Source organism: Streptomyces sp. H51, from assembly GCF_035656535.1.
Classification (GTDB): Bacteria; Actinomycetota; Actinomycetes; order Streptomycetales; family Streptomycetaceae; genus Streptomyces.
This window is the reverse complement of sequence record NZ_JAYMHD010000049.1, coordinates 64,311-85,085: the sequence shown is the minus strand read 5'-3', so window position 1 is coordinate 85,085 and position 20,775 is coordinate 64,311. Positions and strand designations below refer to the sequence as shown.

Here is a 20,775-nt window from a genome sequence, read left to right as displayed (position 1 = left end):
GCCTCAGTTGATCCGGAGCAGCTTGGCCTTGAGGACGCCCAGCAGGCCGCCGTCGATGGTGACGTCCGTCCTGCCCGTGACCTTGACCGAGGCGCCGTCGATCCGGACCCCGGCCGTGGCCTCCAGGTCCACCTGCCGCCCCTTGACGGTCACGTTGCCCTGCCGTGCGTCCAGGGTGATGCCGGTGCCGTCGAGCACGACGGAGGTGAGGGGGCTGCCCCGCCCGGCGTTCACCGTCACCTCGATCCGGTCCCGCCGGTCGTCGAGGCGTACTTCCAGGCGTTCGTCGCCGGTCACGAGTCTCAGTCCGGACGGGCCCGGGGCGGCGGCGTCCAGCAGTTCCACCCGGTGTCCCGAACGCGACACGACGGAACGGCGGTTGACCTTCCCGGTCGTCCTGTCGATGAGCGGGACGTCGTGCGGGGAGGGCTGGTCCACGCCGTTGTAGAGGCCGCCGATGACGTACGGGCTGTCCAGCAGGCCCTGTTCGAAGCCGACCAGGACCTCGTCGTTGACCTCGGGGCTGACCACGCCTCCGCCGCCCTTGCCGCCCCACTGCACGGTGCGCACCCAGTCGGTGACGTAAGTGTCGTCCAGCCAGGGGAATTTGAGTCGTACGGCGCCGTTCTGGGCGCCGCCCGGTTCGCGTACGTCCGTCACCACGCCGATCGCCAGACCGGGGATGCGCGGGCCGCGGCTCGGCGCGTTCGCCCCGGTCACCAGGCCGGTCAGGGAGCGGTCCGGGCTGGCGCTGACCCACACCGTGGTCCGGTAGCCGCCGTGCGGTTCGATGACGTGCCGCACCGCGGTCGCGGTGTACCGGCCGGAGAAGTCCTGCCCGACGTTGCCGAGCGCCACCGGCCTGCCCGCCCGCAGCCTGGGGTTGCCCTCGGCCTCCGCCTCCAGTTCCGCGAATCCGGCGCTGACGTGGGCCGCGGCGGCGTCGGCGACCGCCTTCGTCTCGGCCTGGGTGCGGTACGGGGTGTCCGTGACGGTCAGTTTCGTCGACCTGCCGAACCGGGAGGCGCCCGCCGTCGGGCTCAGTCCCGGCACCACCGTGCCGCTGGTCACCGACGCCTTGCGGGCCACCAGGGGCCGCTTCGTGGTGACGTCCCAGCCGCGCACCTCCACCTGGGACGCGCCGTCCGCGGCCGACAGTGAGGCCCGCAGCGCCAGCAGGTTGCGGCCGTACTCCAGCACCATGGGGTTCCGGGTGGCCGGGGTCGACGGCGCGGGCGCGCCGGACGCCTTCAGCGGCCTGGTGAACTGCAGCAGCCCCTGGTCGTCGAAGCGCACCTGAGCGCCGCTCTCCCCCGCCAGGAACTGCAGGAAGTCCCAGTCGGACACGTTCGCCTGCGACAGCTGCCGGTAGGTTACCGGCACGGCTTCGACCCGGCCGCAGGCCAGCCCGGCCCCGGCGGCCACCTTGCGGACGATCTCCGCCGCCGTCATGTCGCGGTACGCCACCACCTTGCGGCCCCGCTGGAGGCGGTGCGCCTTGGAGTAGGCGCGCACGACCGTGAAGGAGCCGGTGTGGTCCCGGTCCAGTTCCAGGGCGGTCACCTCGCCGCTGAACAGCCGCTCGCGCACCTGCCCGGACACGGTCACCACCGACACCTTCAGCGGGGTGCCGATGGTGATGCCGGTGGCCTGGAGGAATTCGTGGTCGGGGTCGCGGAAGGTGAGCACCGCCGCGTCCGGCAGGCCGACGTTCTCGTCCACCACGCAGTTCACCAGCTGGGCGGCCCAGATCTGCGGGAGTTCGCCGGGCGCCTCCACGACGGGGTCCGCCGCGAAGGACCGGCCGCCGCGCGCCTCGGGTGTGGTCACCGGTCCTCCTCAGCGCCCGTGTCGCGCAGCCCCGGCACCACCAGTTCGGTGCCGGGCACGAGAGCCATCGGGTCGTCGATGTCGTTCGCCTCCGCGATGACCCGCCAGGCCGTCGCGTCGCCGTACTCCCGCCAGGCGAGCAGCGCCAGGCTGTCGCCCGCCACGAGGGTGTGCGTGCTGCGTCCGGTGCGCGCGCCGGACGTCGGGTTCTGGCCCGGCGCGTCGACGCTCGCCTCCTCGATGGACAGCTCGCAGGTGGCCCGCAGCGGCTTCCCGTCCACGTCGAACAGCGTGTACGTCACCGACAGGCTGGAGAGGACGCCGTCGAACGACGTCGTCCGCGCCGTGCCCCACTCGAACCGGACCCACGGGCTGGCCGGCTTCTTGCGGCCCAGGCTCGCCGGGGTCGGCACGCACGCCTTCATCAGCTTCTCCACCGCCAGTTCCACGGAGTTGTCGTGGGTGGCGGTGGCGTCCAGGAACACCTCGAGGCTCAGCCGGCGCGGGCCGCTGCCGACGAACTCGGGCAGCGCCGACTGCCCCGCCATCCGCGAGGGGGACCGCCGCCACTCGGTGGTCTTGTGCAGTTGCAGGGTGGAGGGGTTGAACTGGAGGCTCAGCCGGGCGATCGTCCCGCCGGGTTTCGCCCCGACGGAGGCCGGGGGCTCCTTCAGGGTCAGCTGGGCCCTGGTTCGGCTTGTGCGGGCCGGGGACACGGCGGGACCTCCTTCCGGGTGACGGACACGTGCCGGTGAACGGGTGGGTGAGTGGGAGCGGTTCAGGACGGGCGCAGGCCCTGGTGGGCGATCTCCAGGGTCTCCACCGCCGCCCGGGAGTCGGCGGGGTCGAAGGACGGGCCCTGCCAGCGCACCGGGACGATCCCGAGCACCTGCCAGCTGATGATCCGGGTCAGGTCCGGTCTCAGCGCCGCGATCTCGCCGTCCTTGGGCTCCACCCGCTTCAGCGTCTCGTCGAGCCAGCGGGCGATCTTCGCCGTGTCGGCGGTGACCGGCCGGGTGAGGGTGATGTTCGACCAGGTCACGCGGCCGGGCAGCTGCCAGGTGAAGCCGTTGTTGCCGCCTTCGGCGTACGTCTCCATCTCGACCTCGGCGCCCATGCCGGAGCAGGTGTGGAAGGCGCCCAGGTCGTTGCCGCCGATCGCGAGCCGGAAGAACACGCTCGTCGCGAAGATGCTGTCGGTCATGCGTCCGTCACTCGTCCGTCGGTCGTCGGTCAGTCGGTCAGGCGTTCAGTAGGGCAGTCGGCCAGTTGGGCAGTCGGTCGGTCGGTCACTTGTCGGTCAGGGGTTCGTCGCCCGTCGCGTGCCCTCAGCGGCGTCCGTCGTAGGGGCGGCCGGTGCGTTCGCGGCCGCGCCGCAGTTCGGTGCGCAGCAGCCGCGACACGGGGTCGAGCAGTCGGCGCGCCAGGTCGTCGAGGTCGAGGTCGGGGCCGGGGTCGTTTTGAGGGGTCCCGGGGCGGCGGGCGGCCGGCCGCGTCTGGCCGCGTGCCGGTACCTCCTTGACCTGTACGCCCGGTACGCCCTTGGGCAGGTCGGCGCCGCCCGTGCCGGTGGTGTCGCGCTGAACGGGGGTCGCCGGTCCCGTGGTCGGACCGGGGCCCGGCGCGACGGTGCGTGGCCGGACCACGGGGACGGTCGCCGCCGGTGCCGGGGCGGCCGACGGGCGGTCCGAGAGCGGCGGCGCCTGCGGGGCGGTCACCGGCAGGGGCTTCACCGGTACGGCGGTGGTCGCCGGGCGGAGCTGCGCGGGACGGACCACCGGGGCGCGCTGGACGGGTGCGGGAGCTGCGGGGGTGGCGGTCGCTCGTACCCCCGTGCCCTCGCCGTGTGGGCTGCGTGGTCCGTGTGGGCTCTGTGGGTCGTGTGATCCGTGTGGGTCATGTGATCCATGTGGGTCATGGGGTCCGAGGCAGGCGGTCGTGGCCCGCTGGATGTGCGGCCCGGTCGGCGCGTGGGCGGCGGACGGGCGGGATGCCGGGCGCCCGGAGACCCCGGCGGCCGGTGCGGTGCTCGGGGTGCTGTCGTCCGGGGAGGCAGCCGTGGCGGCGGGCCAGCGCGCCGCCACCACGGGACGGCCACCGGAGCGGGCGGCGGCCGACGACGCCGCTCCTTCCGGGGTCCGGGTGCTCAGGGTGAGCGGCCGGGCGGCGAGCAGCGCCAGGGAGCGGGGCGCGGGCATGGCGGAGTGTGCGGCGGAGCCGGTCACGGTGAGCGGGCTCGGGCCTGCCGGGCCGGAGGGCCCGGAGGGCCGGGCGCCGCTGGTGCCCGAGGCCACGGCCCTGGCCACGACCATCGGGGCCGGGGCGGCGGGGCCCTGGGACCGTTGCCTGCCGGAGCCCGTTCCGCCGGAGCTCGACCCACCGGGTCCCGACGCACCGGAGCCCAGCGCACCGGAGCCCGGCGCACCGGATGTCGTGCCGGGGAGTCGCGCGTTTCCTGCCGCGCCTTCCGTGGCTGCCGCGCCCGCTGGTGCTGGGCGGTCGGCCGCGGCCGCCGGGGGCGGTGTGACCAGCGGGGTGGCGATCCCGCTCGCGTGGTCCGCGGGGGGGCTCACCACGGTGGGTCCGTCCGTGAGGCGGCGCTGGACATCGGTCGCCCCCAGCAGCGGGGCGTCCGCGCCCCGCGCGCGGGGCGCGACACCGGCGGGCGGGGCTACCGGAGCGGTCGCGGGGTTCTGGTCCTGACGTACCGGGGCACGCTGGACGTCCGGGCCGGACACCGTACGGGAGACGCGGGCACCGGACGTGGCCGCACCGGGCAGTTCGGCGCTCGGAGGCAGCGCGGGCAGGGGCGCGCCCAGGCCGCCGCGCACGCGGGCACCGGTGTCGCCGGGGGCGGAGGTCCGACGGGGGGCGTCGGCCGGAGCTGCGGGTGTGGTTCCCTTCACGCCGCTCGTACCGCCGTCGTCCGGCTCCGGGGTGTCGGCCTGGCGCTGGACTACGGGCAACGTCGGGGCGGACGCGGCTGCGGCACCGGTTGCGGCACCGGTCACGGTGGCGTCCTGCGACAACGGCGTCGCGGTGGCGGGCAGTTCGTTCAGTGGGGCGCCGAGGGGCGGGCGGCTGCCCGCGGGTGTGGCGGCGCGCTGTACGGGCGCGGTGTGGCCCGCGCTCGTACGAAGCGGTGCCGCCGTGCCGGAGGCGGCCGGAGTGTCGGTGTCGGTGGCGGGGGCGGTGGCGGTGGCGGTGGCGGGCGCAGCGACGGCGGCGGGCCGCACCGCGGTGAGGCGGCGCACGGGTCCGGACGGGCGACGGGCGACGGTCAGTCGGGGCCCCGACGAGCCGATCCGGACGGCAACTGCTGCCGGTCGGCCCTCGGCCGGGCCGGTGACACGGGGCGCCTCCGACCGCCCGACCTGCCGAGTGGGCTCGGGCCCGGTCACCTCCGTCGCGGCACGCTGGACGGCGGGACGGGACGCCTCGCCGCCGGAGCGGGCGGGCCGGGTTGCCGTCGCTCGCTCGGTGGCGCGTTGTACGGCCGGGGCCGCGGGCGTACGGCCCCCGGAAGCGGCCGACGCCCGGGAGCCACGGCCGTGGTCCGGCCCGGACGCACCGGGCGGTGTCTCCGAGGCGGCCCGGCTCGCGGCCCCGTCGGCGGCCGAGGCGGCGACCGCGGGCGGAACCACTGCCACACGTCGGACGAGTGGAGTCGTGGAGGCGGCCGGCCGGCTGCCGGTGTCGGCGGGGAACACGACCGGGCCGGCGCCCGCCCGCGCGGCCCGTCGGGCCACGGGAACCGGCGGGGAGAGCACGACCGGGGATTCCGAGGGCGTGAGGCCACGGGTCCGGGGAGCGTCGTGACGCGAACGTCCCCCAGTCGGCGTGCTGTTGTCATCGGAACCGCCACCGGAGGGCCGTACGACGGAGGACGAACGCGAGCCGACCTCCGCCGGGCCGACCTCCGCCGGGCCGGGCTTCCCAGAGCCGGGCTCCCCCGAGCCGGCCCTCCGTTCCGCCGAGCCCGTCCGGTGGGCGACCGGCGGTGTCGGGGCGGCTGTTCGCCCGTCCGGGGTCCCGGGATCCGGGGCTCCTTCCCCCGAGCCGTCCGCCCCTTCCGGCCGCAATGCCCTGAGCAGCAGCGGCCCCCCGGCGGCGTAGGTGGGCCGGGGAGCCGCCGGGCGGGTGACACCGCGCACCAGGCCGGTCGGAGCGGCCGGGAGCAGTGCGTGACCGAGGCCGCTGTCGAAGGAGGGGTTCTGCCAGGCGGCCAGGCCCGCGCGGAAGGCAAGGCCGTCGCTGACAGCGAGCGGGGCGCGGGACACGGTGAGTTCCGGCGCGGCGGTGCGACGCCACCCCCCGTCCCAGTCGCCGGGCACGGAAGGACCCGCGTCACCGAGCACCGCACCACCCGGACCGCCGGACACCGCGGAAACCGGACCACCCGGCACCGCAGCACCCCGACCATCCGGCACCGCAGCACCCCGACCACCGGGCCCCGAGGAACCCGGACCGCCCGGCGCCCCCGAGGAACCCTGACCGCCGGGCACGGAGGACCCCGCGTCACCCGGCGCGCTCCTGCGGCCCGGGCGGGCGCCGGACGGGTCGTGCCCGGTGGCCCGGCGGCGCAGCCAGTCCCGCCATGCCATGTCCTCAACCGCCTTCGTTCACACGGGTGTTGATACGGGCGATCTCGGCCACCCACTGCCGGCGTTCGTCGTGGGTCAGGTCGAGGATCTCCTCGCGCGGCCAGTGGAAGTGATAGGCGATGTACGCGACCTCCTCCCGGAGCCGGGGAAGGGCGTACGTCACGATTCCCCCAGGCGCCCACCCGAGAGGTCGACCTCGAAGCCGCCCTCGCAGTGCGGGCAGGTCACCGCGGCACGGGTGTGGCCCTCGCTGTTGACGCGGCGGTAGAAGTCCTGGAGGAAGGCGACGTCGGTGGCGTACATCCGCTCCACGATCCCGGCGTGCACGTCGGTGATCGTGCCGATCCGGGTGATCACCTGGCTCAGCAGCACCACGCTCAGGTACGCCGGGTTCTCCTTGACCCGCAGGTCGATCTGCGGGCGCAGCTCGTCGCGGGCGGTGGCCAGGCGCATCGCGCCGTGCCGGTGCACCGTGCCCGCCTCGTCCACGTAGCCGCGCGGCAGTTCGAACTCGAACTCGGTGCGCAGCCCATGATCCTCGCGCGGCGGCGGAGCGGCGGCGGGGGTCTGCGCCGCCTGCTCCGCGGGCTGGGCGGGCGCGGTCATCGCGAGGATCTCGTCCAGGTTGCCCGCCGTGACCGTACGACGCCTCATTCGACGGTGATCTCCTCGAACACGATCGTCACGGACTCGGTGGCCGGAGACGACTCCCCCGCCTTCAGCGACGGGCCCTCCCACCGGGACACCCAGCCCTGCATCAGCTGGATGCGGCGGACCGTGTTGAGCTCGGAGTCCATGATCTCGATGGTGAGGTTCTGCCGTGCGGAGGACACGGCGCCCTTGTTCAGGGTCTCCTTGATCCACTTGGTGAACTCGCTGCTCTTGTCGAGTCCCCGGGTGATCGTCACCTCGCCGGCCTGCCGGGCGCCGGGCTGCTTGCGGATGATCTGCTTGCCCTGGTCGCTGACCTGCTTGACCTCGACGACGTCCTCCTCGACGGTCAGTCCGCTGATCTCCTGGATCGACTCGACCCGGTAGCCGCCCAGTTGCACGCCGAAGACGTGGGTGGAAAGAGCATCGCCCTCTGCCATGACTGTCTGTCACCTTCCCTTGCCGAACCCGCGGGTCACTCGTCGATGAGGCTGGTGCTGTCGGAGAACTGGGCCAGGCGGAACACCACGAACTCCGCGGGCTTGACCGGTGAGACGCCGATCTCGCAGACGACGCGGCCCTGGTCGATGGACTCCTGCGGGTTGTTGTCGCGGTCGCACTTCACGTAGAACGCCTCCTCGGCCGTGCGGCCGAACAGCGCGCCCCGGCGCCACTCCTCGGTGAGGAACGCGGTGACGTTGCGCCGGATGCTCGACCACAGCCGGTCGTCGTTCGGTTCGAAGACCACCCACTGGGTGCCCAACAGGATTGACTCCTCGAGGTAGTTGAAGAGGCGGCGCACGTTGAGGTAGCGCCAGGCCGGGTCGGAGGAGAGGGTGCGGGCGCCCCAGACGCGGATGCCGCGGCCGGGGAAGGCCCGTACGCAGTTGACGCCGATCGGGTTCAGCAGGTCCTGTTCGCCCTTGCTGAGCCGGACTTCGAGGTCCACCGCGCCGCGGATCACCTCGTTGGCGGGCGCCTTGTGCACACCGCGCTCGGCGTCGCTGCGCGCCCAGACGCCGGCGATGTGACCGCTCGGCGGGACGGTGGTGTTGCGTCCGGCGGCCGGGTCGAAGACGCGCACCCAGGGGTAGTAGAGGGTGGCGTACCGGGAGTCGTAGCCCGCTTCGTCGTTGCGCCAGGCGCGCACCTGCTGGGCGCCCAGGCCGGGCGGGGTGTCCAGGACGGCGACGCGGTCGCCCATCTGCTCGCAGTGCGAGATCACCGCGAGCTGCACGGTCCGCACGCCCTCGGCGTCGATGTCGCCGCGCTGGTAGGCGCTCATCAGGTCGGGCACCGCGACCATGGTGATCTCGTCGATGGTCTCCAGGCCGCCGAACCCGGTGCGGGCGGCGGCGTCGCCGACGTACTCGGCCGCGTCGAGGCGGGCGACCTCGCCGGAGCCGTTGCCGGCGGGCGCGGCCGGGGCGTCGGGCACCGCCAGGGTCTGGGCGGCGGGCCTGCTCTGGGCGGCCCCCTGCTGCTCGGTGACCTGGATCAGCTTGGAGGCGCGGGCCTGGGTGACCAGGTAGCCCTTGACGTTCTTGCGGGTGGAGGCCTCGTACGTCTCCACCACCTGGTCGCCCTGGCGGACCAGGAGCTTGAAGCGGTCCTCCGGCGGGTTCTCGCCGTCCGGGTCGGCGGCCTCGACCGTCACCCCGGTGACGCCCGGCCGGGCGGCGACCAGGAAGCCGCCGAGGGCCACCGGCTGCGCCGCCCGGTCCGCGCGCCGTCCGCCGTCCGCGGCGGGGGCGGAGGCGTCGTCGGCCCGGCCGCCGATCCGCACGATGTAGGCGGCGCCGCCGCCGTTGCTGAAGTAGCCGTGGACCGAGAGGGGCAGGTAGGCGCCCTCGGTGAAGCCGCCGAACAGCTGGGTGTACTGGTCCCAGCTGCTGACCAGCGTCGGCGTGTGGAACGGGCCGCTCTCCGCGAACCCGACGAACGCGGCGACGGCGGTGCCGACCCCTTCGATCGGTCGGGCACCGGACTGCACCTCCTCCACGTACACGCCCGGGGTGAGGTACGTCGGCATGCTCGCTCCTTCGCGTCCTGCGGGTCGGTCACCTGTGTCCAGGCCGAGTCTGCGCGGGGGTCCGCCGAGGCGGCAGGGGCCTGCGGACCTGGACGGGGGCAGGGCCGCTGCCTTCCGCACCACCGCGGGCCGTCCGGGCGTCACCCGTCTTTGCCCCGCCGGTGCCCGCGTGGGCCTGGCAGAGGCGTCGCCCCGCACGGTCCACTGGGGGCCGCGGCGGGGGTGCGCCGACGAGGAGGCAGCGGATGCGGAAATCCAGGGCGCGGAACGAGCAGGCGGAGACCCGGCAGCCGGCGCGTGACCCGGCCTCCGCCCGGCGGGAGACGCCCTCGGCCGGCGCCACCGTGCCGCCCCCGCTCACCGCCGCCGCACTCCGCGCGGCGCAGAGCGGCGCGGGCAACGCCGCGGCCACCGGCATGATCGCCCGCCGAGCACGCACCACGCCCGCCCCTCAGCAGCCGGACTCCGGCGAGGTGAACGAGGTTCTGCGCTCGGCCGGGAAACCCCTCGACGAACCGGTCCGGGCCGAGATGGAGGCCAGGCTCGGAGCCGACTTCTCGGACGTCCGCGTGCACACCGACAAGGCGGCCCACCGCTCGGCGGCGGAACTCGGCGCGCGGGCCTGGACCTCGGGCAACCACGTGGTCATCGGCAAGGGCGGCGCAGACCCCCATACGCTCGCCCACGAGCTGACGCACGTCATCCAGCAGCGCCGCGGGCCGGTCGCCGGTACGGACGACGGGACGGGAGTGTCGGTCTCCGACCCGTCGGACCGCTTCGAGCGCGAGGCCGAGGCGACGGCCACCCGGGTGATGGCCCGGCCGGTGAGCGAGCCCGCGGCGGCTCCGACCGCCCCGGCCGGCCCGGCTGCCCAGGCCGTCCCCGCCTCGGCGTCCGGGCGTACCGTGCAACGCATGGAAGGGTTCGAGGTCGAGGTGGACAAGCGGGTCAACGACCGCAGCGGCCGGAAACTCGCCGGCGACACCAATCTGGCGAAGAGCGAGACGGAGGACTTCACGGTCGTCTCGGACAGCAGGGGCCTGGACAGCGGCGGCTCGTACTCCAACGTCGAGTTCGTCTCCGGCGCCGTCCAGGTGGTGGGGTCGAAGGCGGAGGACGGCCCGGCGGAACTCGACCGGATCGTCGAGGAGATCAGGAGGGTCCGCGACGACTTCTACGGCGCGGTCGACGGGACGTCGCTGGAGGATGCAACGGTGGACCTGGAGATCCTGTCCGGCGGACAGGACGTGACGCTCAGCAGCCAGGGCTACACCGAGAAGGCCGGGCAGCCGGACTACGGTGACGGGCTCTACGTCCAGTACACCATCGGTGTGCCGCTGGCCGGTGTCCCCCTGATGTTCGACCACTACCGGGAGGAGGCCCCGGACGTCACAGACGCGATGCTGCCCCGGGCCCTGTTCCGGCTGAACCAGGCCAAACCGTTTGCCGCGGCCGAACTGGAGAAGTTCGAGAACTCGACCACGGGCAAGAAGCGCGGCCGCACCGACACCGACTCCCTCGACGGCTTCCTCCAGCTCTACTACACCCAGGTCGCGGCCATGGCCGACTACCTCGCGCAGGAGGAGGACGCCGGTCAGATCAAGAACCAGACGATCTTCCTCTCCCGCTCACGGCTCACCGACGCGTACCGGCTCCTCGACAGCGACATACAGGCCTACCTGAAGCGGAACAGCAACCGCATCGTCGACCGGCTGGCCGAGTACCAGGAGAAGACGGAGAATCGGGGCGAGACACTGAGCTTCTTCGACAACGGCGTCAGGCAGCTGGCGGGACTCGAACCGGTCACTCTGGAGACCTACGCGAAGTCGGCCCTGAAGGGCGAGCCGAGCGTGTCCCAGCAGCAGGTGTTCGGCGGGATGAACGAGATCGCCCCGCACCAGGTCGAGGGCTCCACCGTGATCCCGATGGAGATCCGCTCGATCGGCAACTACTTCAAGACCTGGGACGAGCTGAAGACCGAACTGCGGAAGATCGCGGGCTGGGCGCAGGAGGGATACGAGAGGGACCGCGAGATCCACGGCCCCGGTGGCTCCCGACGTTGAACGCCGCACCGCCCACGCCTCGGTGACCGCCGCCGGTCCCGGCACGGACCTGGCCCGGTGCACCGCCGTACCCGCCTGTCCGCCCGCGCCACACTCGTACGGCCCGGAAAGGTCCGGTCCGGGACGAGGGATCAGGCGCCGGTGGCCACCGCCAGGTACGGGCCGAACTCGTTCTCCAGGACCAGCCGTCCGAGCTTGCGGTACTCCTGGGCGACCGCCGTCACCAGCTGCCGCATGGTGAGCGGGCTGCCGGACTCGGCCGCCAGGTAGGCCGCGGTCACCGCGCAGGCACGGATGGACCCGCCGGCGAGTTCGAAACGGTCGGCGCAGAACGCGAGGTCCAGGTCGCCGGCCCGGGGCAGGCGGTCGCCCAGGCAGCGCTCCCACAGGTCGAGGCGCCGGCCGGCGTCGGGCACCGGGAAGTCGGCCACCACGTCCAGCCGCCGGGTGAACGCCTCGTCCAGGTTGGCCCGCAGGTTGGTGGTCAGCACCGCGATGCCGTCGAACGACTCCATGCGCTGCAGCAGGTAGGCCGACTCGATGTTGGCGTGCCGGTCGTGCGCGTCCTTCACCTCCGAGCGCTTCCCGAAGATCGCGTCGGCCTCGTCGAAGAGCAGCACCGCGTTGACCGCCGAGGCCTCGGTGAAGATGCGCTCCAGGTTCTTCTCGGTCTCCCCTATGTACTTGTCGACGACCGTGGACAGGTCCACCACGTACAGGTCCATGCCCAGGTCGGCGGCGACGACCTCGGCGGACATGGTCTTGCCGGTGCCCGACTCGCCGGCGAACAGCGCGATCACGCCACGTCCCCGGCCGCCGCCGGGACGCATCCCCCACTGCCCGAGCACCTGCTCGCGGTGGCGGGCGCGGAGCGCGAGTTCGCGCAGCCGGCGGTGGGTGGACGGCGGCAGCACCAGGTCGTCCCAGCCGACGCCCGGCTCCACCCGGCGGGCGAGCCGGTCGAGCCCCGCACCGTTCTGGGCGCGTACGGCGGTGCGCAGGTCGTCGGGGCGGACCGGGCGGCCCGCGAGGGCGGCCGTGCGCACCGCCACGTCGGCGGCCCGGTGCAACTGCCCCGAGTCCAGGCGGTGCGCGGCGACCGCCTCGGCGAGCGCCGCGACGTCACCGGCCGCGAGACCGCCGCGGGAACCGCCCGGGGAGCCGCCACGGGAACCTCCCCGGGAGCCGCCACGGGAGTCGTCACCGGTCGCGAGACCGCCGCGGAAGCCGTCGCCAGAGCTGTCACCGAAGCCGGCACCGGAGCCGTCACCGAAGTCGTCGTCACCGAAGCCGTCGTCACCGGCCGCCCGTTCGAGGGCGTGCCGCCAGCGGGCGGCCTGCCGTTCGGGGGAAGGCGCCGGCACGTTCAGGACGACGGGGGTGTCGGCCGCCCACTCCGGGGCCCAGCCGACGGTGCCGTGGGTGAGCAGGGGCATCCCCCGCAGCGCCGCGCACAGGGCCCCGAGCGTGCGGGCCCGTTCGGCGGGTTCCGCGGGCAACGCCTCCAAGGGGCCGAGGAGGACCCCGGCGCCGACGAGGCGGGCTTCGCGGGCTGCGGTCCGGGCGAGTTCCGGTACGTCGCCGGGGCGCCGGGCGAGCGCCCCCGCGTCCAGGACGAGCGGACGCAGTCCGGCCGCGCGCAGGGCGGCGGTGGCCAGCCCCGCCGCGTCGCCGCCCCGGCTGCGCAGATGGACGAGGCCGACGCCGGTGCGCGCCGCGGCCGCCGTGCGGTGGACTTCCGCCGGCTCGGCGGTCGGGTCCTCGCGGGCCTCGCCGAGCACCCCCGCGAGCCGGGCGTCGGGCCGGGCACTGCCCAGCAGGTGCCCGGTGACCCGGTCGGGAACCACCAGCACCCTTGACAGTGGCGGACGTTCGGGCTCCGTGACGACCACCAGGCCGCCCTCGATCAGCGGCGCTCCGGGGGTGAGCCGGAACCGGGCGGGCGCGGCCCCGGCGAGCCCGCACAGTTCCAGGGCCAGCCCGACCGTGGGCCTGCGACGTGTCAGGTCGTCGTTGAGGTAGCCGTAGAGCCGCTCGAAGCGCGCGTCGAGGTCGGGCGCCACCGCGACCAGGAGCAGGTCCAGGTCCAGCGGGGACAGGCCGAACCGCCGGGCGAGGCCGTCGAGGACGGAACCGGCGGGCGGCTGCCACGGCTGGTGCCCGGGGACGGCGAGGCCGCCCGGCTCGTCCAGGATGCGGGCGACCGCCTCGGGGGTGAGGTACTGGCCGCGGTACGGGTCGCCGGGATCGGGGTCGGCGGCACGGCGGACGGCGACGGCGTGGCGTACCCGTTCCTCGACCAGCCTCAGCCGCGACCACAGGTGTTCCACGCCGGTGGGTTCGCACGCGGTGTCAGTGGTCACCGGTTCGATGGTGTGGGTCATGGCCGGCGGTCCCCCCGGCGGCGACGGGCCGGGGCGGGGCCGCGCTCGCGCGGGCCGGCGAAGCCGTCCGGGCCCGGGTCGGTCGCCTCCTTGTAGCGCAGTCGGCGGCCCGGCGCCGCCTCCCCGTCCTCGCCGCGGGCGGCGGAGCGCACGACGAGGCCTTCGGTGACCGGCGGTGCGGTCGCACCGCTCACCCCGGCGAGCGGCGCCCGTACCCGTACCTGGAGTGATGCCTTCATCTCCCCGCCGAGCGCCGACCACACGTCGACGGCGGCCGGCCCGTCCGCGCCGGCCCCGGCGGTGTCGAGGGCCACCGTCAGGCCGAGTTCGGCGAGCGTGCCGGTGAGCAGCCGGGCGGGCAGGGTGCCAGTGGCCACCAGGGTCGCCAGCACCTGCGAGAGCAGGCGGTGTTCGTCCTGCGGGCGGTTCGCCCACGCGGTGACCAGGTACGTCAGCTCGAACCAGCGCGGCGGGGAGCGCCGTGCCACCAGGTGCCCGTCCTCGTCGTACACCTCGCCGGTGCCGCTGCCGCGCCGCGTGGCGTCCTCCCGGATGTCGTAGAGGAAGACGCAGACGGTGGGGGCGCTGCGGCGGGCCGCCCAGTCCCGGGTGGGGGCGTCGAAGACCACCTCGACGCCCGACGCCTCCAGCCCGGACTCGCCGAGCAGCCGGCGCAGCCCCTCGTCGACCTCGTGGATCACCGGCGGGTCACCTCGTCGGGCGGCTGGATGCTGCCGCTGACCACCAGGAAGTCGGTCTTCACGGGCGAGAAGCCGGGGCCCTTGGCGGTGATGACGCGCGGACCGGTCTGGTCCTTGGCGAGGATGAGCAGCTGGCCGGTGAACGTGCCGTCGGGGCGGGGGACGGTCGGGGCCGCCGCGGCGGTGATCCCCGGCTTCCAGGTGAACCGCACCGGCGCTCCCGGCGGGAAGTCCTTGCCGCGCACGGAGGTGACGAAGCCGGGCTTGCCGACCTCCGGCACCGCGACGATGCGCGGCTGGAGGATGCGCAGCCGCTGCCCGGCGGTGTTGTCGCTGTTGTCGGCGTCCGTGCCGGTGGTGGTGAGCACGCCGGTGACGCGGCCGGTCAGCGCCTTGTCGGGGCTCAGGACGACCCGGACGACGGTGCTCGCGCCCGGCTTCAGGTCCGGCAGCGCGCACACCCAGGACCGGTCGCAGCCCTCCGGCGGGCCGTTGCCGGGGATGCCCGCGGGCAGGCCGATGTGCAGCCGCAGCCCGGTGGCCAGCGCGTTGCGGCCGTTGCGGACCGTGTAGGTGACCACCACACGCCCGCCGACGTAGCCCGGGTCGGGCTGGGCGGTGACCTTCACCCCGGGTCCGGCGTCGGGCGCGGGCGGCTCGGCGGGCACGGTCGGGGGCGGGGCCGTCGGGGTCGGGATCGGGATCGGGATCGTCGGGGTCGGGGTCGGGGTCGGCGTGGGTGTGGCCTCGCGCACCGGGATCACGGTCCGGCCGGCGTTGTCGCTGGGTGCGGGGTCCAGGACCGTGCCGGTGACCGACCAGTCGACGGGCTGGTCGCCGGCGGTGCGGCCGGTGAGGGTGACGCTCACCGTGACGGTGCCGCCGGGCCGCACCACGCCCACGTCGCACCGGTAGGCGGCGGCGTCGCAGGTGCCGCCGGGCCAGGTCACCCCGGTGACCTGCAGGCCGGCCGGCGGGACGATGGTCAGGGTGGTGCCCGGGGAGGCGGCGGGGCCCTGGTTCACCAGGTCCACGCCGACCGTGACGGACGTGCCGACGGTGACCTGCGGGGTGGTGCCGGGCGCGTGCACGGCGAGGTCCACGGACTGCTGGACGCTGGGCTCCTTCTGCCGGCCCGGCAGGTTGCCGGTGAGCGGTGTGAGGTCGCCGGATTCGACGTCCAACAGGCTCAGTTTCTCGGGGCTGTTGACGGCGACGGCGGCCCGCGAGCTGATCACCAGGCCCTTGCCGTCGGACGTCCAGGCGGCGTCACGCGGCTGGAACGGGCCGGTCGCCGAGGTGTCCGGCAGTTGCCGGCCGCAGGCGCCGGGCAGGCCCCGGGCGGCGGCGGGGGTCAGCACCCGGCAGTCGTCGCCGGTGAGGGAGGTCAGGAGGATGCCGTCGCGTTCGTCGATCCGGCCGCCGCCGCTCTTGCGGTTGAAGGCCAAGGCGGTCCCGTCCGGCGAGAACGCCGGGCTGTCGTCGATGACCTCGCAGGCGCCCGGGCAGATCGTGGCGCTCAGGTCGCGCTGCTGGTCGAGGTGGGCCACCGGCACGGTCCAGATGTGCTTGTTGCCGCCGTTGCCGTCGATCACCTCGCTGCGGGTGAAGGCCAGTGTGCTGCCGTCGGAGGACCAGGTGGGCTGGGCGTCGCGGCCCGTCTGCTCCCCGGCCGGCGGGGTGATCTCCCCGGTGATCGCGCCGGTGGCCACGTCCGCGACGAGGATGCGGCTGGGCCCGCCGACGCCGCCCGGCGAGGTCCGGGTGAAGGCGAGGTACCTGCCGTCCGGGGAGAACGCCGGGTCGGTGTCCCAGTCCGTCGCTCCGCGTCCGGCGAGCGGCAGCGGCGCCGCCCCGGAGCCGTCGGCGTCCGCCGTCCAGATCCGCTCTTTGCGGCCTTCCGGGCCGTCCTCGAAGCGGGTCACCACGATCCGGCGGCCGTCGGGCGTGTAGCTCTGCCGCTCGGTCCACGGGTCGTATCCGGACGCGGGCTGGAACAGCGGGTCCTGGGCGGGATCGGTGTGGGTGTCGGCGGCCGGGTCCTCCTCCAGGATCGTCAGCCCCAGATCGCGCGGGTCGGAGCCGTCCGACCGGGCGTCCTGCAGCGTCACCACGTGCGGGCCGGACGCCGAGACGCGCTCGACCACCGCGCTGCCGCCGTCGAGCGGGCCGAGCCAGGTGACGGAGGAGACCTCCCGGTCCTCGCTGAGCACCACCGAAGGGGTGTCGGCGGAATGCGCGGCCACCCGGAACACGTGGTCCCAGTCGCCCTCGCAGGAGCAGGTGCGGTCGGGGCTGAGGAACAGCACACCGTCCCCGTCGGGCAGCCAGGCTGCCCCGTGGGTACGCCAGTCCGCCTGCTCGCCCGCCAGCAGCGGCCCGTCGGTGGTCCCGTCGGTCACCCTCAGCCGGGGGCCGGACTGTCCGGGCGCGGCGCCGGTGTACGCGATCAGGTCCTGGTGCGTGGCGTCGTCGACCGGGTTCCACACCGGGTCGGTGGCCGTGCCGTTCGCGGGGTCGGTGACCCGGGTGACGGTGCCGCCGGCCAGCGGCCGTACGTAGATCTGCTCCCCGGCCAGGGCATCGGTGTCACTGGCGTACGCCAGCCGCCGGCCGTCCGGGGAGACCGTCGGGCACTCCTCGTTCGCGGGGGTGTCGGTGAGCCGCGTCAGACCGGTGCCGTCGGTGCGCACCAGCCACAGGTCGCGCTGGCTCCCGCCGCCCGCGCCGTCCGGCTCGGCCGCGTCGAAGACCACGGACCCGCCGTCCGGGGTCAGACGGGGGTGCGCGGCGTCCATGCCGCTGGTCAGACGCCGTACGGAACCGTCGGCGGACCGCAGGTAGATCTGCGGGGTCCGCTCGTCGCGGAGGCTCGCGAAGACCACCTGATCGCCGAGGGCGGACGGCTGGACGTCCTGGTGGGCCGGGCCCGCGCCGAACAGCGGGGTGCTGGTGGTGCTGCCGGTCACCCGGCCGAGGCTGCGGTGCCGGGTGCCCGCGTAGGCGATCCGGGCGTCCGCGGTGCCGGCCGCCGCGGCCCGCGGTGCGGACTCGGCGCTGCCCTGCCCGGATGCGCCCGTCACCGCCAGCAGCGGGACGAGCAGCAGCAACGCCATGCCGAGTCTGCCCGGGCGGTACCGCCCGCCGGGGCCACCGGTTCCCATCGAGATCCCCCTCGCGGTCTGGTGCGGCACGTGGCCGTGCCCCCGCCACCCTGCGACGGCCGCGCGCCGGCACGGCAGGGCGGCGGAGCCGTGCCCGGGGGAAACGAGTGGTGTGCTTTCGGGCAGCACCGGAGCACCCGGCTCTCGTCCCGGGCGTCTCAGATGAGTCCGTTGCGCAGCGCGTAGCCCACCGCGTGGGCCCGGTTGCGGAGTTGGAGGCGGGTGATGATCTCGTGCAGCACGTTCTTGACGGTCCGTTCGGAGTAGGCGGTCTTGCGGGCTATCTCCGCGGTGTCCATGCCCTCCGACACCAGGCGCAGCATGTCCGCCTCCCGTGTGGTCAGCGTGGCCAGGGACAGGCCGCGCGGATCGAGCGGCGAGCGTTGCAGGGCGCCGACGTGGCTGAGCAGCTTGCCCAGCAGGTCACCGGGCAGCACCCCCTCCCCGTTGGCGGTCGCCAGCACCAGGTGGGCCAGCCGGTCCTGGTCTGCCTCGCCGCGTCGCAGCACCGCCGCGACACCGCACTCGATGACGCGTTGCAGTGCCTCGGAGCCGAGGGTGCTCACCACGAGGCCCACGCGGGTGGAGGAGTTGAGCCGCAGCCGGTTCAGCAACTCGGCCACGTCGTCGTCGACGTTGTCCACGACCACCAGCGACACCTGGGCGTCCGCGGCGGCGTCTTCCGCGAGCAGGTCGACCTCGGGGCGCTGGCGCAACTGCTGGACGACGCCGACGCGCAGAACGGGATCGGCGGCGTAGAGGGCCACGGTCACCCGCTCCGGCCGGCCGGTGCGAGAGGCCCAGTGTCCTAAGCCGGTGGTTGCGGATTCATATGACGTGGGGGCGGACATGGCGCGGCTGTTCTCCTCTGCGCAAGGTCGGGGGGGTACCTGTCCGGGGTTCGCGGGACAGGATCGCTGGGCCCGCGGAACGCCGGAAGGCGGCGCACGGGAGCCCCTCGCACTACTTCAACAGAGTTGTACAGAAAGCGAGTTGGCGGTGACTGTGCAGGCATCACGACTGCCCGGACATTGCCCTCGCGCCCCTCGGCCTACACCCGCCGGTGTTCCTACGGTGGTGGCGTGACGCCTTCTGCAGCCTCTTCCGGTCCCGGTGCGCCCGGACTCGACATCCCGGTCGTGACGGTGGTCCCGGGCGGCACCGCCACGACCAGTCTGACTGTCCGCAACGACAGCGACATCGTCGAGGCCTACGGCCTGGAGGTCGTCGGCGACTGCGCCTCCTGGACCACCGTGGAACCCGCGCGGGTCTCCCTCTACCCCGGCACCTCCGAGACCGTGACGATCCGGCTGGCGCCGCCGCGCTCCCCGGAGATCCGGGCCGGCGAGATACCCCTCGCGGTACGGGTCCTGCCGGCTGAACACCCCGAGGCGGTACGGGTCCCCGAGACCACCGTGCACGTGGCGGCGTTCCACGAGCTGCGCACCGAGCTGCTCCCGCGCCGCCGGCGCGGCTGGCTGCGCGGCCGCTACCGGCTGGCCGTGCGCAACGGGGGCAACACACCGGTCCGGGTGGGCTTCACCCCCGGCCAGGCGGGCGAGGAGCTGGCGTTCGCCTTCAACCCGGCCGAGCCGAAGCTGGAGCCCGGCGAGTCGGCCGAGGTCGGGCTGCGGGTCCGCACGGGCAAGCCGGTGTGGTTCGGCTCTCCGGTGGTGTGGCCGTTCACCGTGGACACCGCCGAGACCGGGGACCGGGAGCGGAACCGGCCGGACGAGACGGTCCACCGGCCGCCGCTGGACGCGGAGTTCGTCCAGATCCCGGTCTTCCCCAAGTGGCTGCTCGCCCTGCTCGCGGCGCTGCTCGCACTGCTTCTCGCCTGGTTCGCGCTGGTCCGCCCGGCGGTGCGCAGCGCCGCGAAGGAGGCGGCCGACGAGGCGGTGCGGCCGCGCCCCACGCCCGCCGGGGAGCAGGGCGGCAACGGGCAGGGACCCGGCGTCGGTTCCGGCGGCGGTGCGAGCGCATCGCCCGGCGCGCAGGGGTCGGGCCAGGGGCTGGGATCCGGATCGGGCGGCGACGGCACCGCGACCGGCGACGGCACCGCGGTCGGCGGCGGTCAGCAGAGCTCGGCGACCATCGATCTGAAGACGGCCGGCGGGGAGACCAGGACCGGTACCTACAAGGTCCCGGAGAAGAGCGTGTTCGGCGTGACGGACATCGTTGTCGCCAATTTCCAAGGTGACGAAGGGGTGTTGACGATCACCTTCGGGGACCGCAAGATCACCACAATCGCCCTGGAGACCTTCCGCAACCAGGACTACCACTGGGTCACCCCCATCAAGATCCCCGCGAACGACGCCGTGACCATCGAAGTGACCTGCGCAAAGCCGGGCACTCCGGCCACCGGCCGCCGGGCACAGGGATGTCACGAGGTGCTGAACGTGAGCGGCGTGCTCAGCAGCACCAAGCAGTGAACCCAACCTCAGAGTTCCCGCTCATTCTCGATCAGTGGCGAGTACATCTGTAAAGGGCGCCAAGTGGTTCCGTCCGGAAATCGATAACCCAGGTCTGAAAACCGGCAACCGGGCCGATGGCGGTCTTTCCCGTTCACCCCGGCAATCATCGCCACCCCGGCGCCATGGCCCGTGGTCGCGCCGGCCGGTACGAGGCGCAGCCGCCGGACCGGAGCGCCGGGTGTCAGCGGCGGCCCCCGGGGCGCGAGTGCCGGACCGCATCGCCGGGGCGGTGACACCCGGCCCTCGCACGATCGCCTCATGGGTCACGCGCCCGCGGGAGATCCTCCGTCCCGCCGGGCGGCCGCTACGCCTTGCACCGCCGGCAATGCGTGAGCCCCCGCGCTTCCGCGTCCGCTCGGGACATCTGCTCGATTCCCTCGAACGTCTCCGGTTTGCCGTTCAGCGCGGGGCAGTCGGTGTCGGTGTGATACGAGTCCCGATGGGTGCCGATGCGCACGTGAACGTCGTTCATGGAAGTCCTCTTCTCCTCGTGGATTCCGTGTCGCCGCCGAAGCGGCCCGATCCTTTCAACGATCACGGCCGACGGCAGCAACGTCCGGCGAAGAAGGCCGCCGGCACCTCCGGCTCCTGCCCCGGATCCCATGACCGGTGGCACCGCTCGGCGCTCCGGGCATGATCGGCCCGTGGTCACTCACCGGCATCCGCGCCATAATCACGGCAACGCCAGATGGCAGATCGGTGGGGGGATGCAAGGGGCGAGGCACCAGCGCGGCGTTCCAGGGCCACGAGGCGGAGCGGCAGGCGCTCACCGCTGGGCGTGGGCGGCCGTCCTCCTCGTCTGCCTCGGGGCCGTTTCCGCCTGCGGCGCGGACGGGCGTTCCGACGGAAAGAACTCCGGAGGCCTCGACCTG

At 74.1% G+C, this 20,775-nt stretch carries 15 protein-coding genes; 2 read left to right on the top strand and 13 right to left on the bottom strand.

The features are described from left to right. Positions 1–3 precede the first annotated feature (3 nt). The 8 genes from VKA29_RS15555 to VKA29_RS15520 form a co-directional block, all read right to left on the bottom strand. Positions 4–1,830 carry a VgrG-related protein gene (locus tag VKA29_RS15555; protein ID WP_324786170.1) on the bottom strand — a complete coding sequence of 609 codons (1,827 nt, stop codon included), beginning with the start codon at positions 1,828–1,830 and terminating at the stop codon, positions 4–6. Further along, positions 1,827–2,546 (bottom strand): LysM peptidoglycan-binding domain-containing protein, encoded by a 720-nt coding sequence (locus VKA29_RS15550; protein ID WP_324786169.1) that lies wholly within the window; start codon positions 2,544–2,546, stop codon positions 1,827–1,829. Before VKA29_RS15550 ends, VKA29_RS15555 begins: the two co-directional genes overlap by 4 nt. 62 nt (positions 2,547–2,608) lie before the next feature. Beyond that, the gene (locus VKA29_RS15545) at positions 2,609–3,034 is read right to left on the bottom strand and encodes a phage tail protein (RefSeq protein WP_324786168.1); all 426 of its coding nucleotides are present in this window, start codon (positions 3,032–3,034) and stop codon (positions 2,609–2,611) included. 124 nt (positions 3,035–3,158) lie between these two features. Continuing rightward, positions 3,159–3,608, bottom strand: a complete 450-nt coding sequence (locus VKA29_RS15540) for a hypothetical protein (protein ID WP_324786166.1) — start codon at positions 3,606–3,608, stop codon at positions 3,159–3,161. A 2,830-nt stretch (positions 3,609–6,438) separates the two neighbouring features. Beyond that, entirely contained in the window at positions 6,439–6,597 is a 159-nt protein-coding gene (locus VKA29_RS15535) for a DUF6760 family protein (RefSeq protein ID WP_324786165.1), read from the bottom strand. Beyond that, positions 6,594–7,088 (bottom strand): hypothetical protein, encoded by a 495-nt coding sequence (locus VKA29_RS15530; protein ID WP_324786164.1) that lies wholly within the window; start codon positions 7,086–7,088, stop codon positions 6,594–6,596. Before VKA29_RS15530 ends, VKA29_RS15535 begins: the two co-directional genes overlap by 4 nt. Then, positions 7,085–7,525, bottom strand: coding sequence for a phage tail protein (locus tag VKA29_RS15525; protein WP_324786163.1), 441 nt, complete (start codon positions 7,523–7,525; stop codon positions 7,085–7,087). The genes VKA29_RS15530 and VKA29_RS15525 overlap by 4 nt, the downstream gene beginning before the upstream one ends. Before the next feature lie 35 nt (positions 7,526–7,560). After that, positions 7,561–9,117, bottom strand: coding sequence for a phage tail sheath family protein (locus VKA29_RS15520; RefSeq protein ID WP_324786162.1), 1,557 nt, complete (start codon positions 9,115–9,117; stop codon positions 7,561–7,563). Between the two features lie 245 nt (positions 9,118–9,362). Here VKA29_RS15520 and VKA29_RS15515 point away from each other — a divergent pair, with 245 nt between their 5' ends. After that, positions 9,363–11,180 carry a DUF4157 domain-containing protein gene (locus VKA29_RS15515; protein WP_420718498.1) on the top strand — a complete coding sequence of 606 codons (1,818 nt, stop codon included), beginning with the start codon at positions 9,363–9,365 and terminating at the stop codon, positions 11,178–11,180. Between the two features lie 131 nt (positions 11,181–11,311). Here VKA29_RS15515 and VKA29_RS15510 read toward each other — a convergent pair whose 3' ends face one another. The 4 genes from VKA29_RS15510 to VKA29_RS15495 form a co-directional block, all read right to left on the bottom strand. Next, positions 11,312–13,564, bottom strand: coding sequence for an AAA family ATPase (locus VKA29_RS15510; protein ID WP_420718497.1), 2,253 nt, complete (start codon positions 13,562–13,564; stop codon positions 11,312–11,314). Next, positions 13,561–14,265 carry a DUF4255 domain-containing protein gene (locus VKA29_RS15505; protein ID WP_324786160.1) on the bottom strand — a complete coding sequence of 235 codons (705 nt, stop codon included), beginning with the start codon at positions 14,263–14,265 and terminating at the stop codon, positions 13,561–13,563. Before VKA29_RS15505 ends, VKA29_RS15510 begins: the two co-directional genes overlap by 4 nt. Next, complete coding sequence (locus tag VKA29_RS15500; RefSeq protein ID WP_324786159.1) at positions 14,262–17,429, bottom strand: hypothetical protein; 3,168 nt, start codon at positions 17,427–17,429, stop codon at positions 14,262–14,264. Before VKA29_RS15500 ends, VKA29_RS15505 begins: the two co-directional genes overlap by 4 nt. Positions 17,430–17,587: 158 nt before the next feature. After that, positions 17,588–18,280 (bottom strand): response regulator transcription factor, encoded by a 693-nt coding sequence (locus VKA29_RS15495; protein WP_420718496.1) that lies wholly within the window; start codon positions 18,278–18,280, stop codon positions 17,588–17,590. Between the two features lie 231 nt (positions 18,281–18,511). Here VKA29_RS15495 and VKA29_RS15490 point away from each other — a divergent pair, with 231 nt between their 5' ends. Next, on the top strand, positions 18,512–19,861 hold the full coding sequence (locus VKA29_RS15490) for a hydrolytic protein (RefSeq protein WP_324786158.1): 1,350 nt from the start codon (positions 18,512–18,514) through the stop codon (positions 19,859–19,861). 346 nt (positions 19,862–20,207) lie between these two features. On the opposite strand, the gene VKA29_RS15485 is transcribed toward VKA29_RS15490, so the two are convergent. Further along, positions 20,208–20,375 (bottom strand): hypothetical protein, encoded by a 168-nt coding sequence (locus VKA29_RS15485; protein WP_324786157.1) that lies wholly within the window; start codon positions 20,373–20,375, stop codon positions 20,208–20,210. Positions 20,376–20,775 lie beyond the last annotated feature (400 nt).